Genomic DNA, 26,557 nt, shown 5'->3' on the forward strand with positions numbered 1-26,557 from the left:
GCTGTTTTAAACACCTGTGAACTGCTCAAAAATAATTTCTTAGATTTGATATATAACCCCATCTTTAAATGAAGCGCATTACCTACGTTCCTTTTTTGGTTTTTTTGTTTTCCAATTGTTTGATTGGACAGACATACCAGATTACAGGAAAGGTGATTGATCAGCAGAACCAGATTATTCCCTACGCCAATATTCTTTTGCTTCAAGCTACAGATACAACCTTTGTCCAAGGAACATCTGCAGATGATTTGGGAGAATTTATCTTGGAGGATGTAGAACCAGATTTATACCTCCTACAAGCCAGTTATGTAGGGAGAGGCTCTAAGCCCTTGGCATTGGACATCCAACAAAGTATTTCGTTGGGTGCGCTGGTGATTTCACTGGAAACCAATGAATTGGATGAGGTTGTGGTCACGGCACAACGACCTAAATTACAAAAATTGGCAGACAGACTAGTCTTTTCAGTTGAAAACACAGTAATTTCTCAAGGAACTTCTTGGGATATCTTAAGAAGTACTCCTGGGGTCATTGTTAACCAAGATGAATTGTTGGTTAGGGGACAGAATGCGACGGTGTATCTTAATGATAGAAAAGTGCAACTGTCCAGCCAAGAAGTACAGGATTTATTGCAAGGGCTTTCAGGAATCAATATAAAATCCGTTGAAGTTATTGCCAATCCTCCAGCACGGTACGATGCCGGAGATGGTCCGATTTTAAATATTGTGACCAGTAAAAATATTGTTCCTGGTTACAAAGGAAGCCTTAATGGAACTTATACCCAGGCAGTTTTTCCAAAGTTTAGCATGGGAACGAGCCATTATTATAAAACAGAAAAACTGAATTTGTTTGCCAATTACAACATCAACCCGCAAAAAGAAATAAAAAAGACCACCAAAGGCATCAATTTTATAAATGATACTGATGAGGTGTTTTCTCAATGGGACACAAAGTACAAACAGGTTAATAAGTTCATCTCTCATAATGCCAATTTCATTCTTGATTATGATTTTGATGACAGCAATTCATTGAATTTAACCTCCAACGTGGTATTCAACCCAGGTCGCGAAAGAGATATTTCTTTAAATGGAACAATTAGGGATGGACAGAATCAATTGGATTCCACATTTACCTCAATGAACGCCATGGATTTTGACAATACCAATTTGGCGTTTGATCTTTCTTATGTGCACAAACTGAAAAAACCTGGCGCTCGCTTGACCTTTAATGGGCATTATACCTATTACAATGGTCAATCTTTTCAAGATTTGAACTCGGATTATTTTAATGCTGATGGCACGTTATCAAGGGGTTTTGGTTTCAATACAAATTCAGAACAAGACATTCAAATTTTTACAGGACAAACAGATTACTCATCACCCATAGGTTCTGCTTCCATAGAAACGGGAGCAAAAGTCTCCTCCATTATATCAAAAAGTTATATGGATTTTTTCAATTTCACAGGTTCTAGCAATTCTGTGAATACTTCTTTATCTGACAGATATGAGTATGATGAAAATGTATATGCAGGGTATTTCAGTTTCGTGAAAAACTGGGATAAATGGTCTATGAAATTGGGTTTGCGAGGAGAACTTACAGATGCGCAAGGAACCTCGATTACCCTGAACGAAACCATTGAACAAAATTTCTTTGAAGCTTTTCCATCGGTTTATTTGCTGTATTCGCCTTCGGACAAGCACAGTATCTCTTTTGACTATGGTAGAAACGTGGATAGACCCAAATATGCTGATTTAAATCCTTTTCGCCTTTTCTTCAATGAAAATGATTTTGTGGAAGGAAATCCAAGATTGCGTCCTAGCTTCAGTAACAATTTTAACCTTAATTATACCCTAAATAGCGAGTTCTTTTTCGATATCTATTATCGAGACAACGGGGAAAATATAGCAGGTTTGGTTTTTCAGGACAATGAAAATCAAACTCTGGTAGATTTGCAGCAGAATGTGATAGGGAGCAAGTCCTATGGCTTGGATTTTACCGTGAGCAAGTCCATTTTGTCCTCTTGGTTCCTATATGCATATACCTCTCTTTTTCATGAGGAGGAAACCTTTTTGGCCGTTGAAAGCAATAATCAACCCTTTACGGCTGAAGTGGAAGGAGTTTATGGATATTTAGCCAATTATTTTACACTTTCAAAAGATGGTAGTTTCACAGGTGAGCTAACAACTACCTATATTTCCAAGCTTTTGTTCGGTTCTTTTACCACGGATGAACAATTGAATCTTACAGTTGGATTGCGGAAATCCTTTTTCGACAATAGATTTATAGTTTCAGTGGCCGCTGAAGATCTGCTGGAACGCTATAACCCAACGTATACTTCTCGCTATTTAAACCAGAATAACTTTTATAAAATACGTCCAGAAACCCAATTTATCAGATTTGGTTTAGTCTACAATTTTGGAAACTTTAGACTGCAGGATAACGAGAGGGGCATCGATAAAAAAGAGCGAGAGAGGCTCAAAACGGACTAATAAGCTATTGATTTTAGGGTATTTTGTATTTTTGCTGTCCAAAAATGACTGGATTTGCCAAAAATTGGAAATATAGAACTTCCTGATTTTCCGCTCCTTCTTGCTCCAATGGAAGATGTGAGTGACCCTCCTTTTCGTGCTTTGTGCAAAGAACAAGGGGCAGATGTGGTCTACACAGAATTCATTTCCTCGGAAGGTCTGATTCGTGATGCCGCCAAAAGTGTCATCAAATTGGATATTTATGAAAAAGAACGCCCGGTGGGCATCCAGATTTTTGGAGCAGAGCTAGATTCCATGTTGCAAGCGGTGGACATTGTGGAAAAATCGAATCCTGACATTATCGACATTAATTTTGGCTGTCCTGTAAAAAAAGTGGTCTGTAAAAATGCGGGCGCAGGGATTTTAAGGGACATTCCATTAATGGTAAAGTTGACAGAAGCTTTGGTAAAAAGAACAAAGCTTCCAGTTACTGTAAAAACCCGTTTGGGCTGGGACCAAAACTCCATAAAAATTGTTGAGGTGGCTGAAAGACTGCAAGATGTGGGAATCAAAGCTATTTCAATACATGGCAGGACCCGGGTACAGATGTACAAGGGCCAAGCAGACTGGAAACCCATTACCGAAGTAAAGAACAACCCAAGAATGCACATTCCTGTTTTTGGGAACGGTGATGTGGATACCCCGGAAGCTGCGGTTAAAATGCGCGATGAATTTGGTTTGGACGGAGCTATGATCGGAAGGGCCAGCATTGGGAATCCATGGTTTTTTAAGGAAGTAAAGCACTATTTTAAAACAGGAACCCATTTACCTCCTCCAACCATGGAAGAGCGCGTGGAAGCCGCTAGAAGACATTTACAGATGTCCATCGACTGGAAAGGTGAAAAGCTTGGGGTTTTTGAAACCCGAAGGCATTATACCAACTATTTCAAAGGTATACCACATTTTAAAGAATATCGCATGAAAATGGTGACAAGTGATGATTCTGCAGATGTTTTTGCCGCTTTCGATGAGGTTTTGGAGAAATTTGGCGATTATCAGTTTGCTTAGATGGCAATCAGTTTTCTTGTGATTCTACTGCTGGCAATTTTAGAGCTGATAAAGCCCAAAACCACAATGGTAGCCAATACTAGCAACAAATTCATAAAATCATACTCAACAGGATAGGCAAGGGAAGGGGTTATTTTTAACCAACCGAACATCATTTGGGATAAAATCAAGAGTGATCCTATCAAAACACCGATCAATCCTCCCAAAGAAGTAACCAGCAGCCCTTGAATAAAATAAACCCTACGAAGTTCTTTAATGGTTGCTCCGAGGCTGAACAGTGTTTTGGAGTTTTGCTGCTTGTCCAAAATCATCATGATGATGGCTCCCACCACATTAAAAAGTGCTATAATCAATACCAAGGTAAAAATGAGGTATGTAGCCAAATTTTCAGTATTGAGCATACGGTGCAGCGTGCCGTTCAATTGTTGACGGGTTAACACCAAAACCTTGTTGCCCAAAGCATTACTTATGCCTTTTTGAACCTCATCCAAATCAGCCCCATCTGCAAGCTTAAAATTGACTCCAGAAATTTGTGTGCTGTCCTTTTCCAACAAAGCCTGCACCAAAGGAAGCTCGGTAAAAGCATATTTTTTATCCAGATTTTCTTCCAAAGAATATACGCCGCTCACCGAAACGTTTAATTGATTGTAGGGCTTGCTCTGTTGCGTAATAGAACCCTTACCTGGTTTGGGCACCAGAACTGTTAGTGGACTTTGGTAATTGTTCAAAGGAACGGCAAGTTGGTTATAAATTCCAATTCCAAGTACGGCGTTCAATTCATTCACGCCCCAATTGCCAAAATATAAGGTGCTGTCCACCCCAGTAACAGACCGATAATTTTCATCTATACCTTTTATATAAGCGATACAACTTTTATCTCTAAAGGTAAGGTAGGCCCTTTCTTCAAGCTCTTTGGAATAATTGGCAATGCCATTTACACTTTGTAGTGCATTTGTATCTCCGTCCGTAAAAGAAAAATATTTACCAGTTGCTGGAATTGCTTTAAGATCAGGATCAAAGGTATTGGTGAAGGAGAGACTGAAAGTTTTAAGTCCTGCAAAGGCCGAAAGCACTACAAATAAAGCTGCAGAACCAATTACAATGACCAAAAAGGTGATAAAATTGATGATATTGATGGCATTCTGACTGCTTTTTGAAACTAAATAGCGCTTGGCGATATAGAAGGGAAAGTTCAAAATCAGGATTTCTTTCGTTTATCCAATAAATCCCTGTTTTCAATAGGGTTTTCTTCTCCTTTTAGGGATTTTTCAATATTATCAATATACTCCAAAGAGTCATCCAAAAAGAAAATCAACTCTGGCACACGGCGTAATTGGTGTTTGGTGCGCTGGGCCAGTTCATGCCTAATGGCCACTTGATTGGCTTTAATGCCCTTTAAAAGTTCTTGGGCATCTTTATTTGGGAAGATGCTTACATACACTTTGGCAATGGAAAGATCTATGGTCACATATACCTTAGAAATCGAGATGAGAGTTCCTTTAAGTCCCCCATCCGTAGCTGCCCTTTGTAGAATATCTGCTAAATCCTGCTGGATGATTCCCCCTATTTTCTTCTGCCGTTGCGTTTCTTCCATAAGAGCAAAATTACCGAATTAGTACTAACCAAAAGAATTACATTTAATTAGTTGTTTGATTTCTTATTTTTTTAGGCAATGCCAAAAGTCATATAAAGGCTCAAAAACCTTTTTCATCTTTACTCCAATACTATATTTGTTATGAAAGATAGTGTCTTATTTGATTTTTGAATCACCCCAAAGAAGTATATAACACTATAAAGCATAACCAAGCATGAAGAAACTATTAATCATATTATTGATGTTGTCCATCTGGCCGGCCAGCTCACAGATACATGATTCCATTTTGACTCAACAGAAAAAGATGCAATGGTTTAAAGATGCGAAGCTGGGTATTTTTATTCATTGGGGATTGTATGCGGTTGACGGAATTGATGAGTCATGGTCCTTTTTTAATGGATACATTTCCCATCAAGATTATTTAGAACAAGCACAAGGTTTTTCGGCCAAAAATTATAACCCGCAACAATGGGTAGACCTTATTAAAGAAAGTGGTGCCAAATATGCCGTTATTACAGCTAAACATCACGATGGATTTGCCCTTTGGGATACTAAATATGGTAATTTAAATGTAGTAAAAACTGCCGTGGCCCAAAAAGATGTGCTTTCGCCATTTGTAAAAAAGTTGCGCAAAGAAAACCTCAAAGTAGGAATATATTATTCACTACCAGACTGGTCTTATGATGATTATACGCATTTTACCAGAGATTCAATTCGATATACCATAAAAAAAGAACCCCTGCGATGGATTAAGTTTTTAAATTATTATCAAGGACAACTTAAAGAACTATCAGAAAAATATAATCCAGATTTATATTGGTTTGATGGGGACTGGGAGCACAGTACCGATGAATGGCAGGCGCAAAAGGTAAAACAGATGTTGTTGGACAATAATCCCAACACCATACTTAATTCTAGATTAAAAGGTCACGGTGATTATGCAACGCCAGAGCAGGGAATGCCCATTACAAAACCCCAAAACAAATATTGGGAGTTATGTATGACTTTGAATGATTCTTGGGGCTACCAGAGAACAGATGTAAATTACAAAACGGCTAATCAAGTTATAGGCATCTTTGCTGATGTAATTGCCAACGGAGGAAATTTGCTTCTGGATATAGGCCCTAAGGCAGACGGAGGTATTCCACAAGAACAGGTGCATCTATTAAAGAGTCTGGGAAGATGGACACAAAAACATAGCGAAGCTATCTACGGCACCCTATCTGGCATTCCAAAAGAACATTTTTATGGCCCTTCAACGTTATCCAAGGACAAAAAAGTTCTATATCTATTTGTAAAAGGAAACCCGGGTGGAGATGTGGTGCTCAGGGGAATCAAAAACAAGATCAATCGGATATGGGTAGTAGGCCAAGGAGCTAAACTAAAACATCAACTGGTAGGGAAAGCGTATTGGAGTTCTTATCCTGGCATCAAATATATCAAGGTTCCAGAATATGTTTTGGATGAAAATATGACGGTACTGGCTGTACTATTGGATGGGGAAATCAATTTATATCGAGAAGACGGTCAAGTGATAGAGAGCAATTAAAGGAAACAAAATTTTGAAGAAATGGATAAAATAGAACACATAGGGATTGCTGTAAAGAACCTGGAAGCTTCCAATGATTTATTTGCCAAACTTTTAGGTACTTCGCATTATAAGATTGAGGAGGTGGTATCTGAAGGAGTAAAAACCTCGTTTTTTAAATCTGGTCCCAACAAAATAGAATTGTTGGAAGCCACAAAGCCGGATAGCCCCATTGCAAAATTTCTGGAAAAAAAGGGAGAGGGAATCCACCATGTTGCCTTTGCGGTCGAAGACATCGAATCAGAAATTACGCGACTCAAAGCTAAAGGGTTTGTTGTGCTAAATGAAACACCAAAAAGGGGAGCGGACAATAAGTTGGTGGCATTTTTGCATCCCAAGGGGACCAATGGGGTACTTGTGGAGCTATGCCAAGAAATAAAAGAAGAGTAGCCGCGTTAAAACCTTGCGGTATAGCAAAATAAATGCTAATATTGCATCCGCAAAATTGCGGGTCCTATAGCTCAGTTGGTTAGAGCACCTGACTCATAATCAGGGGGTCCATGGTTCGAGCCCATGTGGGACCACTAAAAACCTTCCTTTTAAAAGGAAGGTTTTTTGGTTTTATAAAGCAACAAGAATTCATATCGCATAAAAAAACCTATCCGGTTAGGATAGGTTGTTAAATTTGGTGGAGAATACCGGATTCGAACCGGTGGCCTCTTGCCTGCCAGAAAGAGGATTTAAATGTCAATCAATTACGAATTAGCACATATTTAATTGATTTTAAATGGATTAAAAAAAAATAATATGAATTGAATTCAAAGGAAATCGATTATTTGCGTGCAAATTGCATGCAAATTTTTCTATCTTTGAATGGGATGAATACTAATGTAAAACTTTCTTTGGATACACGAAGGCAGAAAAAGGATGCCTCCTATCCTATCATTTTACGATTGACACATTTTCGTAAAACCACCTCTATAAGTTTAGGACAGTCTGTGAGCAAAGAATATTGGGACACTAAAAACGAGAAAATAAAAAGAGCTTACAAAGGCACTTCGTCAGTAAGCAAATTGAATAATCTGCTCTTGAAAGAAAAAACCAGAGCTGTGGATATAATCAATGACCTACATGAAAAGGACGAACTCGACTTTTTATCAATTCTACAACTAAAAAATAAAATTGTAAAAACCTCCTCTTATAAATCATTTATTGAATATAGTAAATGTATTATAGATGATTTAAAAAAGGCAGAACGTTTTGGAAATGCAAATACGTACCATGCTGTAATCAAAGTACTGGAAAAATTCACGAAAGGAAATGATATTAAGTTTAACGAAATTAATTATGATTTTCTTAAAAGATTTGAGAACTGGCATTTCTCACGTGGAAATTCCGTAAACGCTCTTTCTACTTATATGAGGACGATTAAGGCAATTTTCAATAAAGCCATTAAATCAGATGTAGTTGCCAGAGACGCTTATCCTTTCACCCATTACAGAATTAAAACAGCTCCTACAGAAAAAAGAGCTCTTGATGCTGATAGTATTAAATCCATAATGCTTTTAAAACTGAAAGAATCGGATAGCTTGTTTCATTATAGAAACTATTTCCTGGCATCTTATATGCTCTATGGAATCTCATTTATGGATTTGGCATTTCTGAAAGTCCAAAATATTGTTGATAATCGTCTTAAATTCCAGAGAAGAAAAACTTCTAAACCCTATGATATAAGTGTTACTCCTCAACTAAAAGAAATACTTTCATTTTATCTTAGCAACAAGCAAAAATCTGACTTTATCTTCCCCATAATCAAAAGAGAAATTTTTGAACTCCAGTACAAAGATGTTTTATGGGCCAGAAAAAGATATAATAAAGGACTTAAAGAGATTGCGGTTAAGTGTAATATAGAGCAGAGGTTGACATCTTATGTGTCACGTCACAGTTTTGCTACACAAGCCATGTTGCAGGATGTTCCCTTACAAGCGATTTCGGCAATGCTTGGTCACAATCGATTATCCACCACTCAAGTATACCTGAAATCCTTACCAAGTGAAATATTGGATGATTACAACAAAAAACTAGTTGAATTATAGGTTGTTCTTTGTTTGTCCCATTTCTTACCTCTAAACTTTGCGCATGGATCCTACGGGATTTTTGTAGTGTTCAGATAGATAAGCGTAAGGCAAAAATACCATAGGGCGCATTCTACTTTTAATTAGCCAAAGGTATTCCAAACAATGACAGGAAGGAGTTGTTAGGGATAGCGAGAGGGTAGCGCGCTAAAGCGGTGCTACGTTATCAATTTCTGGCCGAAAGACCAGTAAACATAATGCTTTGAATAAAACTGCAAACATTGGATGATTCCAAAAAGTTGTGACAATTCTTTTAGTAAAGCCCGTGAGTACCGGAAAAGATTGTGACAATTTACATTTCCATTGGAGATAACGATTGTGCGTAATTTCAACTCTACATCAAAATCGGGAGTCAAAAATAAAGTCCGTTAAAAAGGAGAGTTTGCTGTAAATGCTTTGGAAACCATCGAAATTACAGGGAATTTTTACTGTAAATAACCATTTCCCCGCTCAGTAGTATTAGTCCTTGGTATGATTTGGGGCTTGCAGCGCAAAACCCTGTTTTGCTCGCCTTTTCCTTCTATATGTGGTTTCCTTATGTATAGTTCTCTTTTGCAACCTACGGGAGCAAAAGCAAGATTTGTCATGACAATGACACATCTTGAAATTTGATTTTTACATCAAAAATTGTATATAAAATAGGAGTTGCCGAGCTTTTTAATGTAAAAAGGGAAAGGTGTCATTTTGATAGACTATGCTAAGTTTCTCAATTTCAAATAATTATGTTTAACAACATCGCATTGGCGTGTTACCCTCTTGCTTTACATTCCTCGTCCTGCTGGCAGGACAAAAAAAGTAAACACCTTGTGCCTTTCAAATCTATCATATTTCACTAAAACGTGTTAAGTTCTATTGATTGTTAAAAATCAAAGAGAACTAGAGTATTAAAAATATTATATTAAACCATTTAACACCAATTGAATTCAAAATGCCATGAGTACTGATTCTCTTCCTTCTTGATAAAAAATCAGTAGTTTAAAACTTATTTCGATTTCGAGGGTTGCCAAGTAAAAAGTAGAGAGAGATAATTAGATTCAAATTTTATTTATTGAATTGCGTAAACGCATAATGGACAAACATCACGATTAATTGATCTTTAATAATGTTTTGGCTATCTGTCAATCAATTTCCAAGTATTATAAAAAATGAAGACCAATAATATCAAGATGAATCCTGCCCAATGCCACCATGGTCTTCGAAGTTTTAGACCATTTTCATAATATATCTTTTTGAGCTCATAATTGAACTCACTTTTCTTTATCTTCCTTTTGCAATGCTCACATTCCATAAATGTTTCCCTTCCTAAAGGGAACATGGGTACCAAAAAAATATGGAAACAACTCCCAAATTCTATAATGTTCTGGGTTTCTTTTTTTTCGCAAAAATTACATTTAACATCGTTCAATTTTAATGCGCCGATGTAGTTTGATCTAGATCCAAGAATTTTCATAGTAAGATTGGTTTTAAGAATTTATTTTATCTACGTGTATTATTTCAAGTCTAATTTAGGACTGTCATCGTTTTAAGGTAAAATGTTTTTTTATAATTCTACCATCCTTCAAACTCAGAACGAACCAATAATCGCTTGAGGGCAATCTTCGTCCATTTAGGGTTCCATCCCACCCAATTTCGTTGGCTGTCAACTGTATCAAGAACTTACCATACCTATCAAAAATTTGGATATTGGCATCGGAAAATCCTTGAATATCATCTATATGCCAGTAATCATTCACTCCATCGTTATTGGGGGTAAAAAACTTCGGATAATCCAAAACAAATATCTCCTTTGTAACGGTTCCACATCCATCAATATTTCTAACAAATATGCTATGGGTCCCGCCTGGAACATTTGAGAAAATATTGCCTTGCTGGTAATACAATCCGTCAATCGAATATTCAACATTATTTGTTTTCGAGGTAAGCACTTCCACCGTGTTATTTGTTGAAAAATCACTGATGCGAACCTCTTCAATTATTGGAATCTGGGATTCTTTAACAGTAAATAAAAATGTTTTATCGCAACGAATACCGTTATCTGCTTTGCCAACAGAAAGAGAATAATTACCCCCTGTTGTCAAGACTACTTCATACGAATTTGATAATACATCTCCTTCTTCATCCTGCCATTGCCAAAAATCCCATGCGGTATCTGCGGTTAATGTCAATTTGGTTTCGGGATGGCACAAATGATATTCTTCTTCCAATCCAATATCCAGAGGTTCACTGACAATCAGGTCAAAACTGGTTTCAAAAAAACATTCTGAATCTTTTTCATTGGTTATTCTCACAAAAATGGTCTCCCGAAAAGGGACATTGTTCTGGTATATTGTCGGCAAAGAATTTGGAAGCTTGTTGCCGTCCATATCAAAATATGCAATCTCAACACCAGTTTGTCCATCTATTAACTGTAATTCAATATCAGTAATGTCAAAAGTAGCATAGCCCCCACCCTCATCACAAGCGTAGAGATTAAGAGGTTTATTGATCACTGGTATTGACAGCACCTCAAACTGGAGAAGGGTCTCGGCAAAACAATCGGTTTTAGGATTCGTGACCCTTATGATAATTGTTTGGCTTTTAGGTTCCGTATTTTGAAACGGATTGGGAAGCGGAGACTGCAATGGATTACCTTCAATATCAAAATATAAAACCTCCAAACCTGTTTGTCCTCCTAAAACTGTGGCCTCTACGTTTGATGTATCAAATGTCGAAGAAATTCCTGATCCTTGAATTTCTTCACATGAAAAAAAAGTACTTACGGGATATGCTCGTACTGGATCAGAAACTTCAACAGATTTCACAATATTGAATTGCCTCCCGGTATTGGTCGTTACCGTCACCATGACAGTATAAATTCCCGCTAAGGTGAACTCGTGTAGTGGTTCAAGATCCGTGGCATTATTACTTGTTCCCGAATCAGCATCCCCAAAATCCCATTGGACCTCGACAATACCATCAATATTGGTAAGGTTAAAATCTACTTTAAGGTCAGTGCAATTGGTTTTATGTTCTATCTCAGGTTCCTCAGTAGAACTAAGCTCACCAAAGACCTTGAGATAATAGTTTGCATCCGGAAACCCAAATTCAGTTGTTGTTGCATAGGTAAACGGAGCACATCCGACAGGATGAAACCAGGATGGCCCAGTTTCATCCTCAGTGCTTGCAATGAATATCACATTGGGTCTTGTAATGGTTTCCTCTACTTCAATAAGGATGCGATTTGTATTATTTGGCACAACTATGGGATCATCAAAATAGATAGTCAAATTTTGAAAAGAACCTGTTCCAAAAACGACTGAGGGATCATTGAGTTCCACAGTCTGGCTAGACCCAAGCAAATTGGCCTGTGGGAAAGAATCCGGAAAATCATCATCAATTATATAGACGTTGAAGCGCACAAAAATTGGATCCCTATTGAAGATTCCAAGAGCGATGTTAATCTCGGCTCCATTGATCGTTAGTCCACTATTTTGGGAAACACCGAAATCTTGCAGCTCAAAAACCCTACCCCAATTGTTTGCAGGATTACAGAAAAACTTGGGACTGGGCACTATGTCACCAACATTATGATCCAACGTAATTTGGGTGAAAGCTGCACAAGGAAAAAAAAGAAGTGCAACCATTAAGCTTGTCCGTACTATGGAGCATTTTTTAATCTTAGACAAGGGATATTGATTCTTGACCAAAATATGGCTTATTATAACCCATAAAACTAGGGCAAGCCTTTACAGAAACAATCCCATGTCCTTTTAACGGAATGTTTCACCCATTCTTTGGAAAAACATTCATAGCCTTATTATGAACAGGCCAAAGCAGTAAAAACTGCACATTGGGTTTTATCAAAAAACAAGTTTCGAAACAAAATACCCCGACATGTCCATAACGGATGTACCGTTCGATTTTTCGGACAAACTGCAAAAGTCTATCTTAAATTGCCTTTCCGAAAAGAAAAAGGATATAGCCTTTAAACAAATAGAAATTACCTATTAAAGGATAATATACTTCCATCGCTTACTTGCCTGCATACCTTTGATAACGAATTGATTACAAGCAAAAAACATGTTTTATCGATTCAATATGTAAACCCAATCATCATCGAACCTAAATTCTTGATCATGGATTTAAAACGCCTACTTTATCTTGTTTTCATATGGATTTCAGTTGTTATTGCGACACACGCACAATGCGACGCGGATAATTTTACTGCAACGATGATCCCTGGAAATTGCCCTGCGGATGGAACCATAAGCCTGTCACTTCCAGGAGGCCCACCCTGTATTGGATGGCAGGCCATATTGACCAACCCTAGCGGAGTGGAGACCATTCGAAACATTCCTTCGAACGGAGGCCCTGTTGATTTTAACTCCTTGGCCGTGGGGGACTATACCGTAAGATTGGTCAATGGTCCAACGGAAATACCCTATCCTAACAATCCGGTTCAGGTGACCACCACCTACCAAAATATGAACATTTCAAGTACGAACCAAGCGCCAAGTTGTCGAAGTGCGGCCGGCCAATACACTCCAAATGGAACTTTGGCAATTACCATTGATAATGGGGGTACAGGCCCTTTTCTATATGAAGTAACCTCAAGTTTTGGACCTCAAAGCTTCGGCCCTACGGCAAATACTTCTCATACTTTTGGAAATATGGAAGGTGGGGAAGCGATTTCCTTTACGGTCACTGATGTGGGATGTGGTGTATCCCAAACACAAGATCCGGTAATAGTCACAAACAATACAGCAGCATCAAACTATTACATCGCCAATTATAGTAGAAGGTGCTTACCGGAATGTGATAGATTTGATGTGGACTTTGCCATATTTGTCTATTCTACAGACGGGCAGAACGCGGTGCAACTCCCGGGCAACGCCACCATCAGTATCAATGGAGGAACACCTCAAAACCTATCATTCGTTAATATCAACGGGAGAACAGTAAACTTCAACTATCCCCCGGGCTTGACTGAAAATGACACCTATGAGCTCATATTCAATGATGGTTGTGATACTTTTGGAACAACGGATGCTGCCCCGGCCATGGACAATGACCATCTGAATGTAATTCCATCATTGTCCTACAGTGCTACGACCTGTTCTTTCTCACATTCGGTCAACGTTACTTCCGCAAGTTTCACAGGGATTGCCAGAGGCGAAGATGCTGTTTCCTATTTTTGTAGTTCCAATGCTTCCAATAGCATAACGCTAGAACAGGAAATTTCACCGGGCGCATGGGTCACTATCCTATCAACCAGCTCCCTGAACATAAACCATAGACTTTCCATTCCCTTGCCCGGCCAAGGACATTATAGGGTCACCGGGACCGATCCATGCCATACCATAACCCGTGAATTTGATACCCTTGATGAACTAAATCCATTGAATGAAACGGAGATACTTACGTCAAGTTCTATTTTGGAGGGAACAGGAGCAATTGTGATCGATAGAATGCAAAGTGGTGGAAGTTCTGCTCCTATCCCCACTACCACATACGAGATACGTCCAGTTCCGTTTGTGTCCAGTATGACCATTACACCAAACCAACCCTTTAGTTTGGCCGGATCCTATACTATTGATTTCCCAGTGGTCTATACCACCTCTATAAACCGATCTTATATAGGGGATCTACCACTTGGTGATTATGAAATCAACATGACAGATGTATGCGGCAACCAAAGACTGCTTTTACATACCGTATCGACCCCCTCCCAGTATAACCCATCGATAGATGTAGTCAACGGATGTGCAAATTCCTCCAGCATCGTTTATGATATGGATCCCAGGTTTGTGGCAAGTACCACAAATAACCGTGCAGGTGTCGAGTTATGGACCAATGATGGAAATGGCGGACTTGGCATGCTGGTACAGGGTGACATTCCTCCTGATGGACTTTCTGGTACTTTCAACAATGTTACATCCGGAGATTACATTTTAAGGTTTACCAACATCAATTTTAGGTCAAATAATCTGAATGAAAATTTTTCGGCCGTCACACTAAGTAATGATGATAGGGAATATCGAACATCTGTTACCGTAGCTCCTTTCCAAAACATCACTGCCACTAGCAACGGTGCCTTCTGTGACCTCAGTAATGCTTCTTCCGGTTTTATATTCTCAGAAATCACAGGAGGTACTCCCGTTTACCCTATGACCTATGAATTATTTGATGTCTCCAATCCGTCAATTGCCCTACAGACACACGTAGAGACCGACACATCCGTGACCGATCATCTCTTTCAAAATGTACCTGAAGGCAATTACCAAGTCCGTATAAGTACTCCTTGTGATGGCTTGGATTCCAATATCGAACTTATACTGGCTCCGATACAGCCATCCATAGCTGCAGATAGTAATGGTGTCTTATGTGCCCCCGGTGGAGATGTTGACCTATCCATTGACCTATCTGAAAGCCTATTTGATATTGTCTGGACGGACAATCAGGGCAATACCGTGGGCACGGGATCTCAAGTCACTGCTTCGGTTACCGCTACTACTATATTTACAGCCACCTATGAATTCAATCCCCAATTCTGTACTTCAACTGTGATAAACTCAAATTCGGTACAGATACAGATAGACCTTCTCCCGGAACTTGCTCAAATAGGTTCCGAAAGCACCACTTGCAATGTTTCAGGGGCCGATTATTCATTAACAGTAGAACTTACGGGCACTCCACCCTATACTGTTACGGGTACAGGTGCTCCCGGGGTGTTTACTGGCAACATCTGGACTTCCGACCCGATTCCGGCAGGTACAGATTACAATGTGAGTTTTGAAGATGTGAATACCTGTAGTGTATTGACCGTATCGGATATTGCCCCTATTTGCTGTGTGTTTCAGGTCACTTGTCCCACATTCCCTGCCATGATCGTGGAATGTTATGACGACCTGCCATCAGCCACAAGTCTGACCGAAGCGGAGTTTGAGGCCTTGGGGAATGCCGATGGTTCCATTGGGGACATTCCTTGCGGAATCATTGAGATAACCGCTTCCAATAGTCCAGATACGGGAACCTGTGTTGCAAGAACCATTGCTAGGACCTATACCATTACCAAATATGAGGATGCCAACAATAATGGCATCAGGGATTTAGGTGAAGATACCGTATTGAATACCTTGAGCTGCCAACAAGACATCATGGTTGTAGATACACAAGCTCCAGTATTTGTGGAAAGCTTGCCTTTCGACACTGCGACCACTTGTAATGAGGTGCCCATTGCTGCCACGTTGACCGCAATGGACAATTGCGACTCCAATGTGCAGGTGGTTTTTGACGAAACTACTACTAATGATTCTAATTGTGCCATCGGTTATACCATTACAAGGATATGGACTGCAATGGACTGTGCTGGCAACCAGAACACACATATCCAAATCATTACTGTTCCGCCTACTGGACCTATTATGGCCGATTATGATGAGGAAATCACCATCATCTGTGGAGAGGAAATACCACCAGTTCCCGACCTTTTCTTTACAGGGGGATGTGGGGACTATGTGGTGAATTTTACCGAGGAGACCATATTGTCTGGAAATACCGATGACTTCATGATTGAACGTCTTTGGGAAGTTACCGACTCTTGTGGGAACGTGGAACTGTTCCAACAGATCATTACCGTGGTACAACCCGAAAGGGAGTCGGTGACCATTGATATCTGCATCGAGGATGACAGTATTGACCTCATTGGTCATTTGCCATCTTCTTTCGACACCAATGGGACATTTGAGGTTGTATCTGGGGACGGAACTTTGAATGGAAGCACTTTCGACCCTTCCAGTTTTGGGATCGGGGAGCATCAAATCGCTTATAGCTCTACCGAGGGGACCTGTAAATACTTTATGGATTTTACGATACGTGTCAACAGTGATTGCGTCCCTTGCAATGCCTCGGAGATTGTTGCCTCGAAGACGGTAACCGCCAACTCGGATGGCGTCAACGACTTCTTCGAAATCAAAGGGGGCGAGTACTGCAACTATGTGTTCGGATTACGGATGTTTAACCGATGGGGACAAATCATATACGAATCGGACAATTACAGAAATGATTGGAGCGGTTTTTCCCCGAACAATGCCTTTGGCAGTTCGCGTACTTTACCTTCCGGCACATACTATTACATCATAACGGTCCAAAACCATGAGGTCGAACCCATCAATGGATTCATTTATTTAGGTGCGGACTAATATAATCATCAACAGATAACAATCCTATGAACCCCAAATTAATATGCCATCAATTTATTGATAGCAATACTAAACCATGGAAAGCATGAAAACAATACATAAATGTCTAATCTCGATTATAGCCCTGTGCGGTCTTGTTGTAAGTGGACAACAACTGCCCCAGTTCACACAGTACATGTTCAACACCATTTCCGTGAACCCTGCTTATGCAGGAAGCAGGGAAGGAATCAATGTAACGGCTCTGCACCGCAACCAATGGGCTGGTCTCAACGGAAATCCGACCACTAGCACCTTTTCGTTCCACACTCCCATGAACAACGAACGTGTGGGACTGGGTCTATCTTATATTTCTGACCAATTGGGCTTTGAGAACACCAACTATGTATATGGTGATTTCTCGTATACCGTTCCCATGACCGAGGAAGTTAAGCTCTCATTTGGGCTAAAAGCGGGGTTCACCAACTATAAATTGGAAAACCCAGATATAACCGACCCCTTCTTCAATGCCAATTTCAACAGTTGGAAACCAAATTTTGGCACCGGGGTTTACTTGAGCAGTAATAGGTGGTACATTGGTTTCTCTACGCCCAGGATTTTGAACACCGATTTGAACGAGGGGGAATTCCAAGCCTTGGAACGAAACAGCTATTATGCAATCGGGGGGCTCGTCCTAGATCTTTCCGCGGACATTAAGTTCCGTCCCGCTTTTATCACAAAATTCACGAATGGAGCACCTTCCACCTACGATATTACCTCTAGTTTCTTATTCAATGAAAAACTATGGGTAGGTGCGTCTTACCGGTTCAATGATGCATCCAATTTTGGGGCTTTTGTCGACTTTCAAATCTCAAAGAACATACGACTGGGCTATGCCTATGATGTGCCCACTTCAACCATTAGACCATACTCCGGCGGGACACACGAGGCCATTCTCATTTTTGAACCAAGATTGCCCAAAAAGACCCGTTTGTATAGATCTCCCAGATATTTTTAAACCCTTATCCCATGAAACCTGATAGCATCACTTCTATTTTTTTGTTCTTTGCTCTGTTTGGAGCATTGTCCCTGAATGCCCAATCGATTGTCCAAAAAAGAGCGGATCAATTGTTCTATAAATTCGCTTATGCCAAGGCCATTCCTGAATACGAAAAAATGACCAATGGGAAAAACGCCCTGCATGCCCATCAACGTTTGGCCGAATGTCATTTATTCTTAAGGGACTTTGAAAAGGCCCTGCCCCATTTTGAACAGTTTATCAATGAACCCGAGACCCCAACCCACTATTACTTCGAGTATGCCATGGCCTTGAAAAGTTCCGGAAAAGAAAAAGCCGCATTGATGTGGTTGAAACGCTACGGGAAATTGCATAAAAAAGATAAAAGGGTCAAGCAGTTCCTCAAAGATGGAAATTTGGCCTCTGTAGTCTTCAATAGCAAGGAACAATACGATTTGGAGCCTGTCCATTTCAATACCGAGTATAGCGAGTTTGGAGCTTTTGTCCATGATGGACAACTCTATTTTAGTTCCAGTCGCAAGGAGAAATCCTCTGAAAACACCTATGGCTGGAACGATGAGTCCTGGTTGGATATTTTTCAGATTACTGAGAGTAGCACCTCAGAAGTCCCTCGTAAATTTGAGGGAGATATCAATTCCAGGCTCCATGAAAGTTCCATGGTCTTTTCCACGGATTATAAGAACGACACCATCATTTATTTCACAAGAAGCAATTATTTCAACGACAAAGAAAGTTTTTCCACACGCAGAACGGAGGATAGAAATATTGAAAAACAGAACAATTTGAAAATCTTTAGGGCGGATAAGGTGGATGGCCAGTGGAAGGTCACCCGGAGCTTAAAGACCAATGCCGATCATTATTCCAATGGGCATCCTACTGTAAATTCAGACAGGACCCTATTGTATTTTGCTTCGAACAAGCCTGGCGGATATGGGGGAACAGATATCTATTACTGTAAAATCCATCCAAGGGGAGGCGTTGGGCATCCCATAAATGCGGGACCAATTGTAAATACGCCAGGTAACGAAATGTTCCCGTATGTAAACAATGAGGGGCAGCTTTTCTTTTCCTCGGATGGACATGTCGGCTATGGTCAATTGGATGTCTTTGCCACCGTAGCCGATGAAAATGGAAACATAAAGGAAGTGGTGAACTTGGGAAAACCCTTGAACAGTGAAAAGGATGATTTTGGGTATTATGCACTTGACAATGGGATAGATGGTTATATAAGTTCCAATAGAAAAGGAGGGAAAGGAAACGATGACATATACAAATTTAGGTTTACTCCTTCACTTGATCTGGAGGGAACGGTCACAGATGCGGTAAACCTTCAAACCTTGGACAGCGTGCAGATATCCTTGTACGACCAAACGACGGGCAATTTGGTCAATAGGGTAATAACGGATGAAAATGGGAGGTATGAAATGTCTATTGATAGACACAGGGCCTACATGATAGAGGCTGTACGAAAAACGCATCCGCATAAACATATGTACTTCAATACTTTTACCACACCAAGATCTACAAAGCGGATTTCCAAAGATATTCAGTTGGAACCAGTACTGGACTTGAAGATTCTGGCCGACCTGAACAAAATCTATTTTGATTTTGACAAAAGTGATATAAGGCCTGATGCCGCCCATGAATTGGACAAAGTGGTCAAATTGATGACAGAGACCTATCCTGAAATGATCATCCGTTTGGAATCCCATACCGATCCAGTGGGCAGCCATACATACAATGATAACCTGTCCGAAGCCCGTGCCAGATCAACATATGAGTATTTGATAGCCAGTGGAGTTCCTAAGAATCAAATCCTATCCTATAAAGGGTACGGAAAGCGTAAACCCATCAATGATTGTACAGGAAGAGGAAACTGTTCCGCAGAAGAACTGGAGCTGAACAGAAGGACTGAATTTCCGATCATTCAAATCAGTGAGGCCCAACCCAACACGGCACTGGCCAAAGAGTAGTGATTATTCCATACAATGGACAAAACAAAACGATAGATGGATCAAAAAGCCCTTTTATCAAAAACTGAATCAAGAAAATCTACTGGAGGGATATATTTAAGCCCAAAATCGTGCATAAGAAATACCTTAAACAATACAAAGGTATTTAACCGATTGGATTTTAATATGCCTTCCAATGCTCCACAAGAAGTAAAAAGAGCATTCATGCCCAAACCAATTACCATGCAAGGAACGATAGACTTTATGATATATGACAAGCAAGGCCCTATGAGCAATGCGATTAAGCATGTTTTAAAAAACACTGAAATCAGTATACATCGCCTCAAGAAGGTTTCGGAAATTAAAAATACCTTTAAGAAAAGAACAACTACCAATTTTATTTTTATCATGTTCGTTTTTAATGAAGTATTCGAGTTTATGGACTATTTGGAGTTGGAAACCTTTGGTGTCCCCATTGTTTTTGCGCCCACAAACAAACGTTGTTATGAAAGGCTTTGCGAAATCGAACATATTTGGGTGATGGACGTATCCCGGAACAAACAGGAATATATCCAACAGATCAATGATTTTTTAGACATATTGCAACCTAATTGATTGATTATATTCGTAGTGGAAAACTAAAATCACGACATAACCATTTTCATGCAACCTAAAGTGACGACCATAGCAATTATAGATGATACAGTGTCCGACATTGAATATTGCAAAGAACTTTTGGCAAAAAACTTTGGCGATGTGGAAGTTCTGGATTGCTTTACAAATCCGGTTACTGGGCTTAATTATGTCAACCAAAACAGACCCGATGTATTGATATTGGATATTGAAATGCCAAAATTGAATGGTCTGAATCTCATAAAAAGACTCAAATCTCCAAACACAGAGGTAATCTTCTATACTTCGCATGCCAATTTTGCCCTTGACGCCTACCGTACCTTTGCCTTGGGCTTTTTATTAAAGCCCATTAACGAAGCTGAATTTGTGGGTATTGTTACCAAAGCACTCCAAAGACTGGGAAATACAAAAAAGGAAAGTACAACACGGGAGAGTTTGGCCATTGAGCTCCAAGCATTGGAAAATAAAAAAGTGGGGATTCCTACTATGGGGTGTACTTATTTCCCAAAAATCATGGATATTGTTCGGTTGGAGAGTGTGGACAGTTATGCCAAAATACATTTAGCGGATGGCAACATCCATTTGAGCTCCTATGGCATCAAACATTTTGAAAAAACCTTGAGACCTCCGTTGTTTTTTAGGGTGCATAAATCACATTTGGTCAATCTTAAACGAGTGGACAAGCTTTTTCCCGACGGCACATTGGTCATGGGGACCGGAGATCGAATTCCAGTGGCCAGAAGGAGAAGGGCTGAGCTATTGGAGCTTTTTGAATAGCCTTAACTTCATTATTCACATCTACATAACCGTTAAACAAACAATAACAACCTTTTAGGAAATGTATTCTTGTCAAACAAGCTATATGCTTGATTTTTACATACATGAGTGTAAGGTTAAGCTCTTTGATTTCATTCCATCCAAGATATAAAGAGGTGCACCTTAAAGAATATGATTCAAGCTTATGCTCATCACACTTTATTCTTTTTACAAGGCATGTAAAATCCGTTCGGCTAGACCATTTTTTGCTCCTCTTATGTTTTATTTTTCTTTTTATTGGACAAGCATCGGCCGCAAATGAAACTCCTAATGATTGTAATAAATCCAAAGTCCACATATTGAATGGGTTTAAATTATTCCAAGAACCACCATTTTCAAACCAAGAGGTCAGGGCAAACAACCTTACGTTCCCTAACGGATTTATCGATAGGGATGTTCCAAAGCCACATTTATTGGTTAGTAACTTAAAATCAAAGGAGGAGGATGGTACGTTTCACTTATTTTCCCATGGAAGACCAGGTGAGTTATTGATCAATGGAAAATGGCTCAACGCTGTTGAATTAGCTCAATGGCTTCAAAAAAACAAATTATTGCAAAAGGTTTCCCATATCAATATTTATGGTTGCAATTTTGCCAAAGGTCCGAAAGGTCATAAGGCTATGACATATCTCAAAACAGTTTTAGGGGTTTCCACAGGGGCCTCCGATGACTTGACTGGCAAAAATGGGGATTGGGTCTTGGAGGCAGGGATACCCTATGGAGCGATAGCCATGGCAGATTATCCGTTTAACCTTCAAGATTCGGACAATGATGGTATTCCGAACGTTATGGATTTGGATGACGACAACGATGGAATTCCTGATTTACAGGAGTGTCCGGGGAATACGCTTATCGTAGATGTGACAACACCTGTATTATGGATTCCTTCATTTTTCTTTGGAGGTACAGGCACATCAACACTAGTAGTGGATCTTTCAGGTACAGGAGTTTCAATAGGTACACAAGTAACAATATCCAATATTGTCGCCACTGGAGATTTAAATAGTTCCATTGAACATTTTATATTGGACTTTAACTTTGGTGAATTTAACACGGGTGGTGTACAAACAGGGTTTCAAGGATGTAACATCAATAACCTTCGCCCAATAACCAATCCAATTACAACTATGGTCACGGTAATAGATATTGGATCAGGAGTTCCTGGAATACAAATAACCGGCAGTTTAGCAAACGCAAGCGTAGGTCCGTTTTGCAGCCCTAGATTCTTCGCTGTATTTTACCAATTGGACATAGACATTCCATGTGCGGATTACGATGGGGATGGAATCGAAAATTACCTTGACCTGGATTCGGATGGTGATGGTTGCAATGATGTCGTAGAGGCGGGTTTTACCGATGGAGACAATGATGGCGTATTAGGAAGCCCTCCTATTACAGTTGATGCAAATGGCATGGTTAATAGCGCCTCAGATGGGTACACCACCCCAGTCGATGTTAACAGCAATGGTATATTTGATTTTTTTGAATTGGGCGTATTGCCTGCTATTACAACACAACCAACGAATACCCGAATAATTGTAGGTGCAAGTGCCACAATGTCAACCCAAGCCATTGGTGCCACAAACACCTATCAATGGCAAGTGAGCACAGATGATGGCAATAACTACAGCAACATTTCCGATGGTAGTGAATATACCGGCACCAATACCACAACCTTGAACATTGTAACCCCCGATATCAATAAAAATGGTAATCTGTACAGGGCTTTGGTCACGGATAACGCCTATATATGTAATAGTACCATTTCCAATGGAGCGACCTTGACCATTGGCCCAAGAACGATGATTACCAATCGTGGCATAACCATAAGGGTCAAAAGAAACTAAATCAGAGGATGTAAGGAATCTTTATTGTAACCCGTGTCCCATTGCCCTGCTCTTCGGCCAAATCTTTAAAACTGATCTCGTACTTCCCATTTTTGTTTATTTGGTTCATCAGATTTAACCGTTCTTTTAAGATTTGCGAAGCATACGATTGATGCTGTGTTTTCTTTTTTCCATTTTTTGATGCTTCGATACCCAATCCGTTGTCTTCAATAGTAATGATCAATTGTTCAGTGACCGATGACTTTTCAATGTTCAAAACAATCACTTTGCTTGCTTGATCCTTGTCAAAACCGTGTACTATCGAATTTTCAATTATCGGCTGCAACAGCATTGGTGGGATAACCATCTTATCCACATCAATATGCGACCCATATTCTACGGTCAGCACAACGTCCGAATTATTATCAATGTTACTAAGGTCCACGTAACTTTTTATAAAATCAATTTCCTTGGAAAGTTTGATGCGTTCGTTTCTGGTAACATCTAACGTAAGCCTGGACAATTTGGAAAAAAGGGTCACATAATGATCTAAACCCTTAATTTTTCCGCTTCTTAACCTATTCCGAATTTCGTTCAGTGCATTGAATATAAAATGCGGGTTCATTTGGGAAATCAGCGTTTTCCGTTCCAGCTCCACCAAAGTCAGGTTCAACGCATACCTTTTTCTTGTTTTGGCGGCATTTTTCAATCCCCAAAAAACCAATAGTCCTAATATAAAGAACACGCCCAGTATTTGCAACCAAAGTATTTTATAGAAGACCTCGGGCACATGGATGTCATATGACAGCCCATTTGCGGATTCGATTCCCGTGGCGTTGAACCCCTTGATCTTTAACCGATAATCCCCTGGGGGAATGGACAACAGCTTCAATGTTGTTTGGTTGCCCATATCCACCCAATCATCGGTAAAGCCTTCCAGTTTGTAAAAGTACCGGTTATTGTCCGTGTTGAAATTATCGTTGATACTATAGGATATGGAAAATGAATTTTTAAAATGCGGCAAATTGAAACTAAGATCGCCATCATTGAAAGCATTGATCGTCATTTCTTTATCCGTTGAGCTGTCAAAGTATTCAAATTGGGTAGGGAATATTTTGATTTTCCTGGATTGGTGTGTGACATTGATACTGTCAAATGCAACAATTCCGTTAATACCCCCAAAGAACATGCGATCTTCAGAGGTCTTGAAATATGAGTTTTGGTTGAAATCGTTAAAAGTCAAGCCATCTTCAACAAAAAAAGAAGCGATCTTTTCGGACTTGGGGTCATATCTAAAAAGACCATAATAGGTACTGAACCACATGGTGCCATCGGCATCTTGTAAAATACCGATAACATTCGAATCCGAAAGCCCGTCTTTCTTATCGATGATCTTGATTTCCTCCAAATCCTTGTCCACATGGATCACACCTACATCCGTGCCCATCCAAAGATTTTTAGCCTGATCCTCAAAAACCACATAAACTTTATCAGTTGGGATTTTTAAATCACTTCCCGCATTTTTGTTCAAAGCCTTAAAGGAATTCGAACGCAGATCTTTTATGAACAGTCCATTCCTATCCGTAGCTACATAAAGTCGCTCCCGTGTTTTGAGCAAATCCCGGACGTACACTTCACTATTGTTTTCAACGGGCAATATGGGCAGTTCTTTGAACGCTTTTTGCTCAATGTCAAATTCTTGCAGACCAAAATTGCTTGCTATCAATAAGGAAGAGCCCGAATATCGCACTACATCGTAGTATTGCAAATGCGTTAATCTCCAATGATCGTCAAATTGGTACTGCCCCAAAATCTTGTCATCAAGAAAGTTTATCTCGGATATTTTTTTATTCTCTCCTGCGCACCATGCTGTTGAATCACTGATTTTCACAAAAGATCTTAGATAATCAAGCGAGGGAAAGACTTTTTCGGTCAAATAGGTTTGCTCACCAAAGTCATTGGTAGCGGGACTAAGTTTGAAAGTTCCAGAATAACTTGCCGCCAAGATTTCCTTGTTGGGCAGTTCCAAAAAACCCCGTGCACTTATCTTCCGTTCCGTGTGGTCATTAAGGATTTTGTGAAATGTATGGTTATTGAACTTTATTTTACTGACCCGATCATAGTTGCATACATAAACTACATCATATTTGTCGACCACTACATCGTCTATTTGGTATGGAAATGCTATTTCATGTGCTTTTACCATATGGATTTTCCCGTTCATTTTCTGTAACTTATAGAACTGCAGCTTTTTTCCGGATTGATCGATTGCAATCAAGTCCGCATGGTTTTTTAAGTAAGGCGTATCGCTTTTGTAGACAGGTATCATTTCCCGGAAGGGCAGGTTGGTCACCTGAATGTCCAGATCTTCTATAAAATGGGTCTCAAAAACGGCTCCCCCAAAGCTATAGGTGGTATTTTGGGATTGCGGAAAAAGTTTGCCATTCTCCGTAATCAATAGGCCATCCCCTCCGTTAAAAGACCATTCTGGATAGAGGTAGTTACTGGAGGTGTAATTTAAGGATGGTGTATGATCTGCTTTCAACGTGCTCTTCCCGTCCTCAAGGAGATATAATTTGCGCCCTAATCGATATAGGATTTTGTTGCAGTCAATTATTCTTTCAACAAACGAAAAATTCCTTTGGAAATAATCCGTATTTATCTCCCTATTAATTTTTGGGGTATCATACTTCGTGACCTTTAAAGAAGAATCGATCTTCAGAATAACATCATTATAGGTCCCCGCCCAAATGTTTCCGTCACAATCTTCGATTAGAGAACCCAAAGAAACATTCTCGTTTTCCAGGATTTTTCTAAAACGGACTTTGTCAAAACTATCATCCAAGCTATCGGAAATAAAAACACCAATGCCCGCAACTATCCATATTCGTTGTTTGCTGTCTATAAATATGACATCCAAATACGTTGGCAATATTTCCTCATCCTTGTCCAAAAAGGTGGAAAGTATGGAATTGGTCTCAAAGTCCTTTACAATACCGTTATAAGTGGAATACCAAAGTACTTCATCGTCATCAATATATATTTTGTTCCTGATCTTATGGGTCTCGTCATTTTGGTTTATTGGGATATCACGCATTTGATATTCCTGGGCATGTAAAAAACCAAATGTCAGAAAGAAAATCAATAGGGCTAAATATCTTATCGACATATCGAGGTTGTTTAAGTGATCGGTCATGTGGTTCAAAGGTTTCGGTTGAAAAATAATTCCATGCCAGTAACTGGACCCTCCCTTTCAAGAGCAACATTTTAATAATATACGGCCGATTTGGCCTTTTGGGATTAGACGCAAGTATTTCAAAATCAATACATCCTTTATTTCGGTTG

16 protein-coding genes, 1 tRNA gene and 1 pseudogene are annotated in these 26,557 nt (G+C 39.6%); 12 read left to right on the forward strand and 6 right to left on the reverse strand.

Going from position 1 to position 26,557, the window contains the following annotated elements; translation table 11 throughout:
- Window positions 1–68 precede the first annotated feature (68 nt).
- Together HJC33_RS04900 and dusB are read left to right on the forward strand one after the other, a co-directional pair.
- The gene (locus HJC33_RS04900) at window positions 69–2,486 is read left to right on the forward strand and encodes an outer membrane beta-barrel family protein (RefSeq protein ID WP_171657688.1); all 2,418 of its coding nucleotides are present in this window, start codon (window positions 69–71) and stop codon (window positions 2,484–2,486) included.
- A gap of 54 nt (window positions 2,487–2,540) precedes the next feature.
- Entirely contained in the window at window positions 2,541–3,533 is a 993-nt protein-coding gene (gene dusB / locus HJC33_RS04905; protein WP_171657689.1) for a tRNA dihydrouridine synthase DusB, read from the forward strand.
- Here dusB and HJC33_RS04910 read toward each other — a convergent pair.
- Window positions 3,530–4,729, reverse strand: coding sequence for an ABC transporter permease (locus HJC33_RS04910; RefSeq protein WP_171657690.1), 1,200 nt, complete (start codon window positions 4,727–4,729; stop codon window positions 3,530–3,532). The two genes, dusB and HJC33_RS04910, sit on opposite strands and share 4 nt — an antisense overlap.
- A gap of 2 nt (window positions 4,730–4,731) precedes the next feature.
- The gene (gene rbfA / locus HJC33_RS04915; RefSeq protein ID WP_171657691.1) at window positions 4,732–5,127 is read right to left on the reverse strand and encodes a 30S ribosome-binding factor RbfA; all 396 of its coding nucleotides are present in this window, start codon (window positions 5,125–5,127) and stop codon (window positions 4,732–4,734) included.
- A gap of 214 nt (window positions 5,128–5,341) precedes the next feature.
- Between rbfA and HJC33_RS04920 the strand changes: the two genes are divergently transcribed.
- The 3 genes from HJC33_RS04920 (at window position 5,342) to HJC33_RS04930 (ending at window position 7,239) form a co-directional block, all read left to right on the forward strand.
- Window positions 5,342–6,676 (forward strand): alpha-L-fucosidase, encoded by a 1,335-nt coding sequence (locus HJC33_RS04920; protein ID WP_171657692.1) that lies wholly within the window; start codon window positions 5,342–5,344, stop codon window positions 6,674–6,676.
- A 21-nt stretch (window positions 6,677–6,697) separates the two neighbouring features.
- A complete protein-coding gene (gene mce / locus HJC33_RS04925) occupies window positions 6,698–7,105 on the forward strand; it encodes a methylmalonyl-CoA epimerase (RefSeq protein ID WP_171657693.1) in 408 nt (135 codons plus the stop codon).
- Between the two features lie 60 nt (window positions 7,106–7,165).
- Window positions 7,166–7,239: transfer RNA gene (locus HJC33_RS04930), tRNA-Ile, on the forward strand.
- A 102-nt stretch (window positions 7,240–7,341) separates the two neighbouring features.
- On the opposite strand, the pseudogene HJC33_RS04935 reads toward HJC33_RS04930, so the two are convergent.
- Window positions 7,342–7,412: pseudogene (locus HJC33_RS04935) on the reverse strand.
- 94 nt (window positions 7,413–7,506) lie between these two features.
- Here HJC33_RS04935 and HJC33_RS04940 point away from each other — a divergent pair.
- Window positions 7,507–8,751 carry a site-specific integrase gene (locus HJC33_RS04940; protein ID WP_246245494.1) on the forward strand — a complete coding sequence of 415 codons (1,245 nt, stop codon included), beginning with the start codon at window positions 7,507–7,509 and terminating at the stop codon, window positions 8,749–8,751.
- Between the two features lie 1,150 nt (window positions 8,752–9,901).
- Here HJC33_RS04940 and HJC33_RS04945 read toward each other — a convergent pair.
- Together HJC33_RS04945 and HJC33_RS04950 are read right to left on the reverse strand one after the other, a co-directional pair.
- Window positions 9,902–10,240: a zinc-ribbon domain-containing protein gene (locus HJC33_RS04945; protein WP_171657694.1), complete on the reverse strand. Its 339-nt coding sequence runs from the start codon at window positions 10,238–10,240 to the stop codon at window positions 9,902–9,904.
- Between the two features lie 64 nt (window positions 10,241–10,304).
- Entirely contained in the window at window positions 10,305–12,413 is a 2,109-nt protein-coding gene (locus HJC33_RS04950; RefSeq protein WP_171657695.1) for a T9SS type B sorting domain-containing protein, read from the reverse strand.
- A 492-nt stretch (window positions 12,414–12,905) separates the two neighbouring features.
- Between HJC33_RS04950 and HJC33_RS04955 the strand changes: the two genes are divergently transcribed.
- The 6 genes from HJC33_RS04955 (at window position 12,906) to HJC33_RS04980 (ending at window position 23,233) form a co-directional block, all read left to right on the forward strand.
- Window positions 12,906–16,970: a gliding motility-associated C-terminal domain-containing protein gene (locus HJC33_RS04955; protein ID WP_171657696.1), complete on the forward strand. Its 4,065-nt coding sequence runs from the start codon at window positions 12,906–12,908 to the stop codon at window positions 16,968–16,970.
- 85 nt (window positions 16,971–17,055) lie between these two features.
- Window positions 17,056–17,964 (forward strand): PorP/SprF family type IX secretion system membrane protein, encoded by a 909-nt coding sequence (locus HJC33_RS04960; RefSeq protein ID WP_171657697.1) that lies wholly within the window; start codon window positions 17,056–17,058, stop codon window positions 17,962–17,964.
- 11 nt (window positions 17,965–17,975) lie between these two features.
- Complete coding sequence (locus HJC33_RS04965) at window positions 17,976–19,958, forward strand: OmpA family protein (RefSeq protein WP_171657698.1); 1,983 nt, start codon at window positions 17,976–17,978, stop codon at window positions 19,956–19,958.
- A 36-nt stretch (window positions 19,959–19,994) separates the two neighbouring features.
- Complete coding sequence (locus HJC33_RS04970) at window positions 19,995–20,552, forward strand: hypothetical protein (RefSeq protein ID WP_171657699.1); 558 nt, start codon at window positions 19,995–19,997, stop codon at window positions 20,550–20,552.
- A 48-nt stretch (window positions 20,553–20,600) separates the two neighbouring features.
- Window positions 20,601–21,347 carry a LytR/AlgR family response regulator transcription factor gene (locus HJC33_RS04975; protein ID WP_171657700.1) on the forward strand — a complete coding sequence of 249 codons (747 nt, stop codon included), beginning with the start codon at window positions 20,601–20,603 and terminating at the stop codon, window positions 21,345–21,347.
- Window positions 21,348–21,451: 104 nt separating this feature from the next.
- Window positions 21,452–23,233: a DUF4347 domain-containing protein gene (locus HJC33_RS04980; protein WP_171657701.1), complete on the forward strand. Its 1,782-nt coding sequence runs from the start codon at window positions 21,452–21,454 to the stop codon at window positions 23,231–23,233.
- 1 nt (window position 23,234) lies between these two features.
- Here HJC33_RS04980 and HJC33_RS04985 read toward each other — a convergent pair whose 3' ends face one another.
- A complete protein-coding gene (locus HJC33_RS04985; RefSeq protein ID WP_171657702.1) occupies window positions 23,235–26,408 on the reverse strand; it encodes a histidine kinase in 3,174 nt (1,057 codons plus the stop codon).
- Window positions 26,409–26,557 lie beyond the last annotated feature (149 nt).

Origin of the sequence: Flagellimonas amphidinii (genome assembly GCF_013090115.1) — a bacterium.
GTDB classification, from domain to species: domain Bacteria; phylum Bacteroidota; class Bacteroidia; order Flavobacteriales; family Flavobacteriaceae; genus Flagellimonas; species Flagellimonas amphidinii.